The 12,357-nt window shown below is 64.6% G+C and carries 14 protein-coding genes; 10 read left to right on the forward strand and 4 right to left on the reverse strand.

Annotation, left to right across the window (positions count from 1 at the left end; all coding sequences use genetic code 11):
- Positions 1 to 77 precede the first annotated feature (77 nt).
- The 8 genes from FAZ69_RS16795 to FAZ69_RS16830 all read left to right on the forward strand — a co-directional run bounded on the left by FAZ69_RS16795 (position 78) and on the right by FAZ69_RS16830 (position 6,859).
- Positions 78 to 1,064 carry a 2Fe-2S iron-sulfur cluster-binding protein gene (locus tag FAZ69_RS16795; protein ID WP_136896181.1) on the forward strand — a complete coding sequence of 329 codons (987 nt, stop codon included), beginning with the start codon at positions 78 to 80 and terminating at the stop codon, positions 1,062 to 1,064.
- 15 nt (positions 1,065 to 1,079) lie between these two features.
- Entirely contained in the window at positions 1,080 to 2,126 is a 1,047-nt protein-coding gene (gene gtdA / locus FAZ69_RS16800; protein ID WP_136896182.1) for a gentisate 1,2-dioxygenase, read from the forward strand.
- Positions 2,127 to 2,148: 22 nt separating this feature from the next.
- Positions 2,149 to 2,847 carry a fumarylacetoacetate hydrolase family protein gene (locus tag FAZ69_RS16805; RefSeq protein ID WP_136896183.1) on the forward strand — a complete coding sequence of 233 codons (699 nt, stop codon included), beginning with the start codon at positions 2,149 to 2,151 and terminating at the stop codon, positions 2,845 to 2,847.
- 99 nt (positions 2,848 to 2,946) lie between these two features.
- Complete coding sequence (locus tag FAZ69_RS16810; RefSeq protein WP_136896184.1) at positions 2,947 to 4,200, forward strand: aromatic ring-hydroxylating dioxygenase subunit alpha; 1,254 nt, start codon at positions 2,947 to 2,949, stop codon at positions 4,198 to 4,200.
- 1 nt (position 4,201) lies between these two features.
- A complete protein-coding gene (locus FAZ69_RS16815) occupies positions 4,202 to 4,675 on the forward strand; it encodes an aromatic-ring-hydroxylating dioxygenase subunit beta (protein ID WP_136896185.1) in 474 nt (157 codons plus the stop codon).
- An 8-nt stretch (positions 4,676 to 4,683) separates the two neighbouring features.
- On the forward strand, positions 4,684 to 4,995 hold the full coding sequence (locus FAZ69_RS16820) for a non-heme iron oxygenase ferredoxin subunit (protein WP_136896186.1): 312 nt from the start codon (positions 4,684 to 4,686) through the stop codon (positions 4,993 to 4,995).
- 2 nt (positions 4,996 to 4,997) lie between these two features.
- Positions 4,998 to 5,642 (forward strand): maleylacetoacetate isomerase, encoded by a 645-nt coding sequence (gene maiA, locus FAZ69_RS16825; protein ID WP_136896187.1) that lies wholly within the window; start codon positions 4,998 to 5,000, stop codon positions 5,640 to 5,642.
- 74 nt (positions 5,643 to 5,716) lie between these two features.
- The gene (locus tag FAZ69_RS16830) at positions 5,717 to 6,859 is read left to right on the forward strand and encodes a methyl-accepting chemotaxis protein (protein WP_136896188.1); all 1,143 of its coding nucleotides are present in this window, start codon (positions 5,717 to 5,719) and stop codon (positions 6,857 to 6,859) included.
- A 30-nt stretch (positions 6,860 to 6,889) separates the two neighbouring features.
- Here FAZ69_RS16830 and FAZ69_RS16835 read toward each other — a convergent pair whose 3' ends face one another.
- The 4 genes from FAZ69_RS16835 to FAZ69_RS16850 all read right to left on the reverse strand — a co-directional run bounded on the left by FAZ69_RS16835 (position 6,890) and on the right by FAZ69_RS16850 (position 10,128).
- Positions 6,890 to 7,159 (reverse strand): hypothetical protein, encoded by a 270-nt coding sequence (locus FAZ69_RS16835; RefSeq protein WP_240702275.1) that lies wholly within the window; start codon positions 7,157 to 7,159, stop codon positions 6,890 to 6,892.
- 192 nt (positions 7,160 to 7,351) lie between these two features.
- Positions 7,352 to 8,329, reverse strand: a complete 978-nt coding sequence (locus FAZ69_RS16840) for an amidohydrolase family protein (RefSeq protein WP_136896189.1) — start codon at positions 8,327 to 8,329, stop codon at positions 7,352 to 7,354.
- A 26-nt stretch (positions 8,330 to 8,355) separates the two neighbouring features.
- Entirely contained in the window at positions 8,356 to 9,591 is a 1,236-nt protein-coding gene (locus tag FAZ69_RS16845; RefSeq protein ID WP_136896190.1) for an acyl-CoA dehydrogenase family protein, read from the reverse strand.
- Between the two features lie 36 nt (positions 9,592 to 9,627).
- Positions 9,628 to 10,128 carry a flavin reductase family protein gene (locus tag FAZ69_RS16850; protein ID WP_169708673.1) on the reverse strand — a complete coding sequence of 167 codons (501 nt, stop codon included), beginning with the start codon at positions 10,126 to 10,128 and terminating at the stop codon, positions 9,628 to 9,630.
- Positions 10,129 to 10,272: 144 nt separating this feature from the next.
- Between FAZ69_RS16850 and FAZ69_RS16855 the strand changes: the two genes are divergently transcribed.
- A complete protein-coding gene (locus tag FAZ69_RS16855) occupies positions 10,273 to 10,743 on the forward strand; it encodes a MarR family winged helix-turn-helix transcriptional regulator (RefSeq protein WP_136896191.1) in 471 nt (156 codons plus the stop codon).
- A 184-nt stretch (positions 10,744 to 10,927) separates the two neighbouring features.
- A complete protein-coding gene (locus FAZ69_RS16860; RefSeq protein ID WP_136896192.1) occupies positions 10,928 to 12,274 on the forward strand; it encodes an MFS transporter in 1,347 nt (448 codons plus the stop codon).
- The last annotated feature ends 83 nt before the right edge of the window (positions 12,275 to 12,357 follow it).

Below are 12,357 nucleotides of genomic sequence, written 5' to 3' on the forward strand. Positions count from 1 at the left end.
ACATGCTTCTCTTTGCCAATACCATTGGTGAGAGCACCATGTCGGCACATCAGAAGAATCGTGGAGACAGGACCGTCATGGAAGTCGCCGTTTTGCCGCTGCAACGGAACCTCGCCGTCGAGGCCGGAGCGAACCTGCTCGAGACGCTGCTCGCGCACCAGGTGCCGGTGTCGTATAGCTGCATGGCGGGCCGCTGTGGCACGTGCCGCTGCAAGATCGTCGGCGGCCGCGTGCTCGAAACCGGGCCCGAAGAGTCGCGCTCGCCGATGGGCGCGGGCGAGTCGGTGCTGGCGTGTCAGGCGACCCTTATCGAAAGCTGCGCGATCGAGATTCCCGAGCCGGACGAGGTTGTCGTGAATCCCGCGCGGATCGTCAAGGCGACCGTGGCTGCGATCGAGCCGCAGACGCACGACATCCTGCGCATCCGGCTCGCAATGTCGAAGCCGCTGCAGTTTTCTCCGGGCCAGTACGCGACGCTGAAATTCACGCCCGAACATATCCGCCCGTATTCGATGGCCTGCACCGGTGCAGGCGATGGGCTCGAGTTTCATGTGCGCGTGGTGCCGGACGGCCGCGTCACGTCGTATATCGCGTCGACGCTGAAGGTCGGCGACACGGTGCGCGTCAGCGGTCCGCTGGGTACTGCGTATCTGCGTCGCAAGCACACCGGTCCGATCGTCTGCATTGCAGGCGGTACCGGGCTCGCACCGGTGCTGTCGATCGTGCGAGGGGCGATCGATGCGGGCATGTCGAATCCGATCCATGTGTACTTCGGCGTGCGCACGCCTGCCGACATCTACGGCGCCGCGTGGCTCGACGAACTGAAAGCGCGGCATCCGGGATTGCATACGCATGTCGTGGTCGCGTCGTCGCCGGGGCCGGGACCGTGGCGCACGGGCGTCGTGACCCAGATCGTCGACAGCGACTGGCAGTCGCTCGACGGCTGGCGCGCGTACCTCGCCGGCTCGCCGCTGATGGTCGATGCAGCCACGCTGCTGCTCGGCCGCAAGGGCATCCGGCCCGAGCATATCTATGCGGACGCGTTCTATCCGAGCGGCGTCTGATCAAGGAGACCATCGATGCAAAGAGAGCATTCCGCAGCCGTCGCCGGTGCGCGGCAAGCGTATTACGAACGCATTTCGGCCGACCATCTGACGCCGCTGTGGGAAGTGCTGCACGCACTCGTGCCGCCTGCGCCGCGGCCGTCGATCGTGCCGGCGCACTGGCGCTACGCCGCGCTGCGCGACACGCTGCTCGAAGCGGGCGAGTTGATCAGCGCGCAGGAGGCCGAGCGCCGCGTGCTGATTCTCGAAAACCCTGGCGTGCGCGGCCAGTCGCGGATCACGCAGAGCCTCTATGCAGGGCTGCAACTGATACTGCCCGGTGAAGTGGCGCCCGCGCATCGGCACGCGCAATCCGCGCTGCGTCTCGTGCTCGAAGGCGAGGGCGCATACACGGCGGTCGATGGCGAACGCACGACGATGCGGCGCGGCGACTTCATCATCACGCCGTCGATGACGTGGCACGACCACGGCAATCCGGGCGACGAGCCGGTCGTGTGGCTCGATGGCCTCGACATTCCGCTCGTGCAGTTTCTCGATGCGGGCTTTGCCGAGAAAGCGCCGGTGCAGATGCAAAGCGAGGCGCGGCCCGAAGGCGATGCACTGCTGCGCTATGGACACAACATGGTGCCGATCGACTTCTATCAGTCCGCCTCCGGTCCAACGCCAGTATTCGTCTATCCATACCGTCAGACGAAGCACGCGCTGCTGGGCCTCGAAGGCACGCCGGCCGACCCGTGGCACGGCCACGCGTTCCGCTATGTGAATCCGGCGACGGGCGCATCGCCGATGCCGACGATCGGCGCATTCGCGCGGCGTCTGAAAGCCGGCACTGAAACGCGCCCGTACCGCAGCACCGACAGCACCGTGTTCGTTTGCCTCGAAGGCGAAGGGCGCGCGACGGTCGGCGAGCGGACCTTCGATCTTGCGCCGAACGACGTGCTGGTGGTGCCGTCGTGGACGGTTCACCAGTTCCGCGGGTCGGCGGACATGATCCTCTTCAGCTTTTCCGACCGCCCGGTGCAACAGGGACTTGGCCTGTGGCGCGAGGATAAATTGTCCTGAGCATTTTATGGAGATTTCCGAGATGAGCTTCGTCATATCCGCACCGCCTGTCCACACGCTCGCCGTGGCGGGCGAGCCGGGTCTGTTCCCGGTCAACCGCGTGTTCTGTATCGGCCGCAACTATGCGGCGCATGCGCGCGAGATGGGCAAGGACCCCGATCGCGAGCCGCCATTCTTCTTCATGAAGCCCGCGAATGCGGTGGTCCAGGCGGGCGAGTCGGAAATGGCAATTCCGTATCCGCCGATGACGGGCAACTTCCATCATGAGATCGAGCTTGTGATCGCAATCGGCAAGGGTGGTTCCGACATCGACGCGGATCGTGCGCTCGAACACGTCTATGGCTATGCGGTCGGCCTCGACATGACGCGCCGCGATCTGCAACTCGAAGCGCGCGACAAGGGCCGTCCGTGGGAATTCGGCAAGTCGTTTTCGAAGTCCGCGCCGATCGGGCCGCTCTATCGGGCAGCCGACGCGGGGGCGGTGGCCGAGGCGGACATCCGGCTGACCGTCAATGGCGAGGTGCGCCAGTCGTCGAACATCGCGAAGCTGATCTGGTCGGTGCAGGAAAGCATTGCGTACCTGTCGAAATACGAGAGCCTCGAGCCCGGCGATCTGATCATGACGGGCACGCCGGAAGGGGTCGGCGCCGTGGTGCGCGGCGACCTGATGGAGGGCGCAATCGACGGGCTCGGCCGGATCGTCGTGCGGGTGGCGGCATGACGCGGTGCGATGTGACGTTGCGTACGCGGTGCGCTTTGGCGCGTGCCGCGGCGCACAACTTCAGGTAGTGGAACCGCACAGGCATCGACGGAGACAGTCATGACAGAGACCGTGCAAACGGGCGAGCGTAAATGGGAAGGCGGTGGTTCGAGCCGCATTCCATTCTGGGCATACACCGACGCCGACATCTACCGGCGCGAACTCGAACGTTTTTTCTACGCCGGGCACTGGTGCTATATCGGGCTCGAAGCGGAGATTCCGAATCCGGGCGACTTCAAGCGGACCGCAGTCGGCGAGCGCTCGGTGATCGCGACGCGCGCAGCGGATGGCGCGATCCATGTCGTCGAGAATGTGTGCGCGCATCGCGGCGTGCAGTTTTGCCGCGAGAAGTTCGGCAATCGCAAGGACTTCACATGCCCGTATCACCAGTGGAATTACGATCTGAAAGGCAACCTGATCGGCGTGCCGTTCAGGCGCGGCGTCAAGCAGGACGGCAAGGTGAACGGCGGCATGCCGGCCGATTTCGATCCGAAGCAGCATGGTTTGACGCAACTGAAAGTCGCATGCCGCAACGGCGTGATCTTCGCGTCGTTCGATCATGATGTGCCGACGCTCGAAGACTACCTCGGGCCGACCATCCTGCGCTACTTCGACCGGCTCTTCAACGGCCGCAAGCTGACGATTCTCGGCTACAACCGTCAGCGCATTCCGGGCAACTGGAAGCTGATGCAGGAGAACATCAAGGACCCGTATCACCCCGGCTTGCTGCATACGTGGTTCGTCACGTTCGGGCTATGGCGCGCGGACAACCGCTCGGAACTGAAGATGGACGACCAGTTCCGGCATGCGGCGATGATCTCGACGCGCGGCACGGGTGGCAAGGGCGAGGTGACGAGCGGCGTGACGAGCTTCAAGGAGCAGATGACGCTGCATGACGACCGCTTTCTCGACGTGGTGCAGGAGCCGTGGTGGGAAGGCCCGACCGCGGTGCTGATGACGCTGTTTCCGAGCGTGATCATTCAGCAGCAGGTGAATTCGGTCTCGACGCGCCACATTCAGCCGGCCGGTCCCGATGCGTTCGATTTCGTGTGGACGCACTTCGGTTTCGAAGACGATGCGCCGGAAATGACGCAGCGCCGTCTGCGTCAGGCGAATCTGTTCGGTCCTGCGGGCTTCGTGTCCGCCGACGACGGCGAGGTCATCGAGTTTTCGCAGCAGGGCTTCGGCAGGAAGCAGGACGGCCGCACGCTCGCGGAACTGGGCGGACGCGACATCGGCAACACGGACCACATGGTGACCGAGACGCTGATTCGCGGCATGTACGACTACTGGCGTCGCGTGATGGAGGTCTGACATGCTGGATTTCAATAGCTGGCACGCACTCGTCGCGCTGTATGCCGACTATGCCGCTGCGCTCGACGACGGCGAGTGGGACAAGTGGCCCATGTTCTTCACCGAGGACTGCTCGTACCGGCTGCAGCCGCGCGAGAACCACGAACGCGGACTGCCGCTCGCAACATTGTCGTTCGAGAGCCGCGGCATGCTGAAGGACCGCGTATACGGGATCACACAAACGATCTTTCATGACCCGTACTACCAGCGCCACGTCATCGGTGTGCCGCGCGTGCTGCGCGTGACGGACGAGCGCATCGAAGCCGAGGCGAGCTACGCGGTGTTTCGCACGAAGCCTGACGGGATGACGGAGCCGTTCAACGTCGGCCGCTATATCGACGTGATCCGGCGCACCGGCGATGGCCTGAAATTCGAGTCGAAGCTGTGCGTGTTCGACAGCGAAATGATCCCGAATTCGATTATCTATCCGATCTGAGGAACGACATGCCTGGACAATGGACGAGGGTGATCGCACTCACTGAGCTACCCGCCGACGACGTGGCGGCCGCACATGCAGGCGGCCGTGAAATCGCGCTGTATCGGGTCGGCAACGACGTGTATGCGACAGACAATATCTGCACGCATGGTCATGCGCGGCTGTGCGACGGCTTTCTCGATGGCCACGAAATCGAGTGCCCGCTGCATCAGGGCAAGTTCGACGTGCGCAACGGCCGCGCGCTGTGCGAGCCATTGACGGAAGACATCGCGACGCTCGCGGTGAAGGTCGAGAACGGCGACGTATTCATCGAGATCTGATCATGCGGCTCTTCAACTACTTTCGTAGCTCGTCGTCGTACCGGGTGCGCATTGCGTGCAATCTGAAGGGGCTCGCGTACGAGTATCTGCCAGTGCATCTGAACCGCAACGGCGGCGAGCAGTTCGGCGATCGCTTCACGACACTCAATCCACAGCAGCTCGTGCCACTGCTCGAAGATGGCGACACGCGCATCGCGCAATCGCTTGCAATGCTCGAATATCTCGACGAGCGCTATCCTGACGTGCCGCTGTTGCCGCGCGACCCGGCAGCGCGCGCGCAGGTCCGGCAGACGGCACTGTATATCGCGTGCGAAATGCACCCGCTCAACAATCTGCGCGTGCTGAAGTTTCTGACCGGCGAACTGGGTTTGAGCGACGCGCAGAAACAGCGCTGGATCGTGCACTGGCTCGAAACAGGGCTTACCGCGCTCGACACGCAACTGCGCGATGCACCCGGGCGCGGCGCGTTCTGCTTCGGCGACACGCCGACGCTGGCCGACTGCTGTCTCGTGCCGCAACTGTTCAACGCGCGGCGTTTCGGTGTGGACGTCAGTGCATATCCGACGTTGCACGCGGTCGATCAGGTATGCGAGCAGATCGAGGCGTTTCGCCGTGCGCATCCGTCATGTCAACCGGACGCGGAATGACGGTTTCACTTCGTAGCGTAGCGACAGAAGGCGGGTAGACAACCCGCCACACGATAACGACAGGGGACCCCGACATGCGCTTTCCCGCTCTCTCGGTACGGCAGATCATTCTCATCTCGTTTGGGGCCTGCGTGGCCGGCGCATTGGCCACGGGCCTGGTCGCCGTTGCCGCGCTTGCGGGCTTTCCGGTGCTGTCAGCACAGGCCGCTTTCAGTATCGAGCTTGCGCTGGCGGTCGTGCTCTTCGTCGCGGCACTGGCGGGCATGACGAGCCTGATGAGGGTGGTCTACGGCGGATTGCTGCGCATGCGTGCCAAATTCGCCGAACTGGCCGACACGCTCGACCTGTCGCGCCGTGCCGCGCGCCGCAGCACCGACGAGTTCGGCCGCGCGGCGGCGGAGTTCGACCGGATGCTCGGCCGCATCGAGGCAACCGTTGCGACGGTCTATCGCTCGACCGAAAGCGTGTCGCGCGCGACCAGCGAAATCGCATCCGGTAATCAGGACCTGTCGTCGCGTACCGAGCAGCAGGCGGCATCGCTCGAACAGACCGCTTCGAGCATGCAGCAGTTGACCGATGTCGTGCAGCAGAACGCCGGCCATGCACAGGAGGCGAGCGAGCTCGCCGCGAGCGCGGTCGGGCTCGCGGGCCGCAATCATGCGGCAGTAACCGGCATGGTGGCGACGATGGAGGCGGTCAGCGGCAACGCGAACAAGATTGCCGACATCAATGGACTGGTCGAAGGCGTCGCGTTTCAGACCAATATTCTCGCGCTCAATGCCGCGGTCGAAGCGGCACGCGCAGGCGAAGCCGGGCGCGGTTTCGCGGTGGTCGCGGCCGAGGTGCGCAGCCTCGCGCAACGCGCATCGAGCGCGGCCCGCGAGATCAAGCAATTGATCGATGCGTCGGGGCATTCCGTCGAGCAAGGGTTGAACGAAGCGCTGGGCGTGAAGGACGCGATGGGCGAGATGCAGGACGCGATCCAGCAGATGGCCGGCCTGATCGGTGCGATTGCCACTGCATCGCACGAACAGAGCCGCAGTCTCGGCGAGATAAGCAAGGCGGTGTCGCAGATGGACGACGTGACGCAGCAGAACGCCGCGCTCGTCGAACAGATTACGGCGGCTTCGCAGGCGCTAAGGGAACAGGCGGCGCAACTCAGGCAGACAGTGGAACAGTTCACGCTCGGGGATGGCTTGCGCGATCCCCGCGCGTGAATGTTCGCGGAGCACCGAGTGCCTGTCTCGTCACGAATGCACCAGCGGTTTCGTCGATAGCGACACCATTGCCTCCGGCTCGACCGGTGTGCGGCGCGCGAGCAGCACGATTGCCGCTGCACCGGCTGCCGCGATGCCGATTGCAAGCAGCGTGGTCTGCGGACCGCGATGGATCTGCTGAAGCACGCCGCCGAGATACGGCCCGAGAATCGCGCCGACGCGCCCAACTGCCAGTTCCATGCCGACACCGGTTGCGCGGACGTGCGTGTCGTACGACGCGGCCGTGAAATTGTTCAGCACGAATTGCGCGCCGATGATGCAGAAGCCGGCCGACGCGCGCGCCGGCCAGTTCCTCGTGTACCTCGATGACAGGGGGCTGCATTGTCTCGCTCCATGTTTTGTCGTGAGCGGGGCGCCGCGTCGTGGCGGCGGCCTCCGGGTGCTGCCGGTGCTTCAGGGGCCATGGGTGTGGCAGTGAGCTTGTTGCGATGGCTAGTCGTGAAGTTTGAAGAGCGCAGCCGCATTGGTACGGCCGATCTTGAGGCGGTCGTTCTCGCTGATCGGCGCCGAGTCGAACCATTGCGTCGCGTGATCGACGTTTTCGAACGGCCAGTCAGTCGAGAACAGCAGCCGGTCCGCACCGATTTCGAGCATTGCGTCGATCAGCGTCTGCGTGCGGAAATTTCCCGACGTGGTCAGATAGAAATTCGCGTGGAAGTAATCGGCAATCCGCTTTTTCGCCGGATAGTTCGGCGCGGTATCGACCCACGCGTTGCGGTTGTCGACGCGCCACATGCTGTACGGCAGCCCTTCGCCCATGTGGCCGAGAATGATCTTCAGCGCCGGAAATTCGTCGAACAGGCCCGAGCCCATCAGGCGCAGTGCGTGCACGGCGGTCTCCTGACCGAACGCCCAGGTGGGCCCAAGCAGCCACGGATGGCCCGCATAGATTTGTGCGTGTGCCGGCAGCGGATTGCGCGGATGCAGATAGAACGGTATCTCGAGCTTTTCGACTAAGGCCCAGAACGGGCGGTACTGCGGCAGATCGTAGTACAGCAGCGTATCGTCGCTCGTCTGCGAGAAGCCGTTGACGAGCGCGCCGACGAAGCCCAGTTCTTTCACGCAGCGCTCCAGTTCGCGCGCGGCGCGCTCGGGCGATTGCATCGGCAGTGCGGCAAAGCCTTTGAAGCGGTCCGGCCGCTTTGCAATCTGCGCCGCCAGAAAGTCGTTCGCGCGCTGTGCAAGCTCGCAGGCCGCATGGGTGTCGGGAATCGCCTGCACGGTCGGCGCATTGAGCGACAGGATCATCAGTTCGACGCCGTGCCGGTCCATTTCCGCGATGCGCCGCTCGTGTAAATCGAGCAGACGTGCCTTCAATTCCGGCCAGTACGAGGCAGGCACGAAGCCTGCAGAATCGGCGACCGTTTCTTCGATAGCGAAGTGCTCTTCGAGCGCAATCTTTCCGTTCATATGCGTCACCCTAGAAAAAGAGGGGATCAGTACTGCCCCTTGGGCTCGAGACCGAGCGCGAGCTGTCCATACATCGTGCCGACGGCGTCCCAGTTCATGCTGATATGCCGGCCGACCGCGTTCGCGTCGCGCCACGCGCGCTGCACCGGATGCGACAGGTCGAGCCCCTGTCCGCCCGTCGACGCGTTGAGCGCTTCCGTCGCGCGGATCGCAAGCGACACGGCAAACGCCTGGCCGCGCCTGCTGATGATCCGCTCGTCGATGTCGACGGCCTTGCCGTCGCGCACGGTTCCTTCGCGCGCGAGCAGGTCCGACAACAGCACCTGGCGCGCGGCGTCGATGCATGCGGACGCCTCGGCAACGCGCAACTGCACTGTCGGAAATTCAGCCATCCGGTTGTGCGCGCCCGCGACCGCGCCGCGGGTCACGCGCCGCGCGGTGCGTTCGAGATAGTCGTGCAGCGCGCCGCGTGCAGCGCCGACCGCGGTCGATGCGAGGCACGACGGAATGTTGCACAGCATCGGGATGGAAAAGCCCGGATGGTGCGCGTATGCTTTCGCGCCCGGCGTTCGGCCGCTCGTCGAGTCGGCGAAGGTCAGCACGCGGTGCGCGGGCACGAACACGCCGTTGAGCACGAGCGTCTTGCTGCCGGTGCCGGCGAGTCCGACGACGTGCCACGTATCGTCGATCGTATAGTCGGTGGCGGGTACCAGCAGGAAGGCAGGCGTCGGATGCGGCCGGTCGCCGCCGGCAGGCAGCATTGCCGCGCATAGCGACCATTGCGCGCAGTCGCAGCCGCTCGCAAAGCTCCATCGCCCGCTGAGCACGAAGCCTCCGGGCGCCGCCCGTGCTTCGCAGGCCGGCGCATAGGACCCGCAGACGAGCGCATCGGGGCTGCCGGACCACACGTCGTGCTGCGCCTCGGCCGGGAAGCTCGCGACCAGCCACTGGTGCGCGGACAGCAGCCCCGCGACCCATGCCGTCGACGCGCACTGCGCGGCGAGATCGATATTGACGTCGACGAGCGTCGAGAAGTCGTATTCGTAGCCGCCGAAAGCGGCGGGCCGCACGATGTCGAAGTAGCCGGCGTCGCGTAGCGCGTCGATGCTGCGCGACGGCACGCGACGCTCCGCTTCGACCTGTTGTGCGGCGGCAGCGATCTCGCTGTGCAGTGCGGCAAGCCGCGCGCGCAACTCGTCGGGACGCGGCCTCTCTGGTACAGATGGGGCCGGACTGATGCGTTCTTTCTCTGTCGCGATCATTGAAATCACCTCGTGGGATGCTGGGTCGTAAGCGGGTCAGTGCGGCACGCAATAGGCCGCGTTGCGATAGAGCAGCGGTTCCGCGTCTTCGTTGAGCAGCACCTCGGTCGCGGTGCCGACGAAGATCGTGTGCGTGCCGAATGGCATGGCGGCCACCTTGCGACAGAACACGTTCGCCTGCGCGTCGTCGAGATAGCCGGGACCGTCCGCGTGCCGTCGCCATGCGCCGACGTTGAAGCGCTCGTCAGCGGAAACCGCGCCGCTGAACGCGGTCGAGATCGACGACTGGTCGTGACGCAGCACGTTCACGCAGAAATGCCGCGCCGACAGCAGCACTTCGTGCAGCAGCGTCGACTGGTTTACGCAGACGATCATCGACGGCGGCGCCATCGAGAGCGAGCTGACCGCGGTCATCGTCATGCCGTGATGGCGCAGTTCGTCGGCCGCCGTGACGATGGTCACGGTCGACGCAACGCGGCGCATCGCGGCGCGGAACGGCGCGCTGACGCCGGGTGGTGGAATGGAAGAGGTGTCCATGCCGATGTCTCCTTGGACGGGATGCGCCGGGGCATCCTTCTGGTCCGCAGAATACTTTCAAATGCAACTGTTGTAAATGGAAATTGTGTGGGTGCAATCCTTGCATTTGATAGAATTCATCGATCACTTCGAGGGCCCCGATTCGTGTACAAGCTCACCGATTCCTTTCCGTATGTGCTGAACCGCGTCGGCGTGCGCATGGGCGATCTGTTTTCCCGGCGCATTGCGTCGTACGGGGTCACGCTGCCGATGTACCGCGTGATGGCCGCGCTGCACGAGGTGCCCGACCAGCGGCTCAACGACCTGAGCGAGATGACCACGATCGAACTGTCCACGCTGTCGCGGCTGATCGGCGCGATGGAGCGCGACGAACTGGTATCGCGCAGCCGGCTCGAAAACAACGCGCGCACGGTCGCGATCAACCTGACGGACCGGGGCGAGGCGCTATTCGCGGAATTGATGCCGATTGCCCAGCATTTCGAGCAGGTGGCCGTGGGCGGCTTGTCCGCCGCGCAACTGAAGCAGTTGAAGAACATGCTGGCCGGCGTATACCAGCGGCTCGATGCGCTCGAGCAGGAACTCGATACGCGGGACGCCGGCCCCTCCCGGACCTGAGGTTTATCCCAGGCCGGCCGGTACTCCACTGCCCTGAGGGCGCGACGCTTCTTATCACTGCGGTGAATGAAGACTATTCATCGATCCACGTCGACACGTGCTTCGATGCGCCCGTACCTTTGCGCCATGCAAAAGGACCGCCAACCGCAACGGTGGCGGCGAAGAAGGCAGACAAGGAGATCTCATGCAGTTCCTCACCGCACCCGTCGACGTTCGTGCGTGGATCGACGCACAGCAATTTTCGCGATTCCAGTGGCTCGTCGTGTTCCTGTCGTTCTGCGTCGTGGCTGTCGATGGTCTCGATACCGCGTGCGTCGGCTTCATCGCGCCAGCGTTGCGGCAGGCGTGGCAGATCGGACCGTCGGTATTGGGCGCACTGTTCGCGGCAGGGCTCGCCGGGCTGATGGTCGGCGCATTCGCGTTTGGGCCTGTCGCGGACCGGATCGGCCGCAAGAAGACGCTGCTTGCCTGCGTCGCGTTCTTCGGCGTCGCGAGCCTCGCTTCCGCCTTGTCGCCGACGATCGTCGTGCTGATCGTGTTGCGCTTCGTCACGGGGCTCGGGCTTGGCGGCGCGATGCCGAATGCGATTGCGCTCACGTCCGAGTATTGTCCGCAGCGCCGCAAATCCTTTCTCACCACTGTGATGTTCTGCGGCTTCACGCTCGGCTCGGGGCTTGGCGGCGTGCTGGCCGCGCACCTCGTGCCGCTGTACGGGTGGCGCGCGGTGCTCGTCGCGGGCGGTGTGCTGCCGCTCGCACTGGCGCCGGTGCTTGCGCTGCTGCTGCCTGAATCGGTCGGTTTTCTGGTCGCCCGCAACGCGCGGCCCGCAGCGATCCGTGCATTGCTGTCGCGCATCGTGCAGCACGATTTCGGCGACGACACCTCGTTCATCCTGTCCGAAACGCGCCCGGCCGGCTCGCCTGTGCGGCAACTGTTTGCCGCGGGCTTTCGTGTCGGCACGCTGCTGTTGTGGTGCGTCTTCTTCATGAGCTTGCTGATCGTCTATCTGATGACGAACTGGCTGCCGACCATCGCTCACAACGCGAACATGACGCTTGCCGATGTGTCGCGTCTGATGATGCTTTACCAGGTCGGCGGAACCGTCGGCGCGCTCGTGATCGGCCGCGCAATGGACCGCTTGCCGCCGACGCGCGTGCTGAGCGCCGCGTACGGGGCCGGAGCGTTCTTCATCGCGGCGGTCGGCGTGGCGAACGGTAGCCTGTTGATGCTGGCGGTTGCGGGCGTCGGGTTCTGCATCAGCGGCTCGCAGATTGGCGCGAACGCGTATGCCGCGCAGTTCTATCCGACCGGCAGCCGTGTGACCGGTATCAGTTGGGCGCTCGGCATCGGCCGGTTGGGCTCGATCGTCGGCTCGATGCTCGGCGGCGTGTTGCTCGCGATGAACATTTCACAAACCTCACTATTCGTCATTTTCGCGATTCCGGCCGCGCTGGCATCGATCGCGGCGTTCCATTGCCGCCGAGGGCACGAGCGCCACGCGGCTCAGACCACGCAATCCGCGCAGGCCTGAGACCGCCGTCGCCGCGATATCGCGCAGCAGTACGGCTGCGCGTGGGCATTCGCCACAGGTTCTGAGCGCTCGCGCGGCGGTGC

The sequence above is a fragment of the Trinickia terrae genome (assembly GCF_005144415.1).
Lineage (GTDB): Bacteria > Pseudomonadota > Gammaproteobacteria > Burkholderiales > Burkholderiaceae > Trinickia_A > Trinickia_A terrae.

What these genes read in the sequence shown, in the direction of transcription:
- FAZ69_RS16795 (WP_136896181.1), top strand. Translation starts at nt 78, where the DNA reads ATGGAAGTCGCCGTTTTGCCGCTGCAACGGAACCTCGCCGTCGAGGCC.
- gtdA (WP_136896182.1), top strand. Translation starts at nt 1,080, where the DNA reads ATGCAAAGAGAGCATTCCGCAGCCGTCGCCGGTGCGCGGCAAGCGTAT.
- FAZ69_RS16805 (WP_136896183.1), top strand. Translation starts at nt 2,149, where the DNA reads ATGAGCTTCGTCATATCCGCACCGCCTGTCCACACGCTCGCCGTGGCG.
- FAZ69_RS16810 (WP_136896184.1), top strand. Translation starts at nt 2,947, where the DNA reads ATGACAGAGACCGTGCAAACGGGCGAGCGTAAATGGGAAGGCGGTGGT.
- FAZ69_RS16815 (WP_136896185.1), top strand. Translation starts at nt 4,202, where the DNA reads ATGCTGGATTTCAATAGCTGGCACGCACTCGTCGCGCTGTATGCCGAC.
- FAZ69_RS16820 (WP_136896186.1), top strand. Translation starts at nt 4,684, where the DNA reads ATGCCTGGACAATGGACGAGGGTGATCGCACTCACTGAGCTACCCGCC.
- maiA (WP_136896187.1), top strand. Translation starts at nt 4,998, where the DNA reads ATGCGGCTCTTCAACTACTTTCGTAGCTCGTCGTCGTACCGGGTGCGC.
- FAZ69_RS16830 (WP_136896188.1), top strand. Translation starts at nt 5,717, where the DNA reads ATGCGCTTTCCCGCTCTCTCGGTACGGCAGATCATTCTCATCTCGTTT.
- FAZ69_RS16840 (WP_136896189.1), bottom strand. Translation starts at nt 8,329, where the DNA reads ATGAACGGAAAGATTGCGCTCGAAGAGCACTTCGCTATCGAAGAAACG.
- FAZ69_RS16845 (WP_136896190.1), bottom strand. Translation starts at nt 9,591, where the DNA reads ATGATCGCGACAGAGAAAGAACGCATCAGTCCGGCCCCATCTGTACCA.
- FAZ69_RS16850 (WP_169708673.1), bottom strand. Translation starts at nt 10,128, where the DNA reads ATGGACACCTCTTCCATTCCACCACCCGGCGTCAGCGCGCCGTTCCGC.
- FAZ69_RS16860 (WP_136896192.1), top strand. Translation starts at nt 10,928, where the DNA reads ATGCAGTTCCTCACCGCACCCGTCGACGTTCGTGCGTGGATCGACGCA.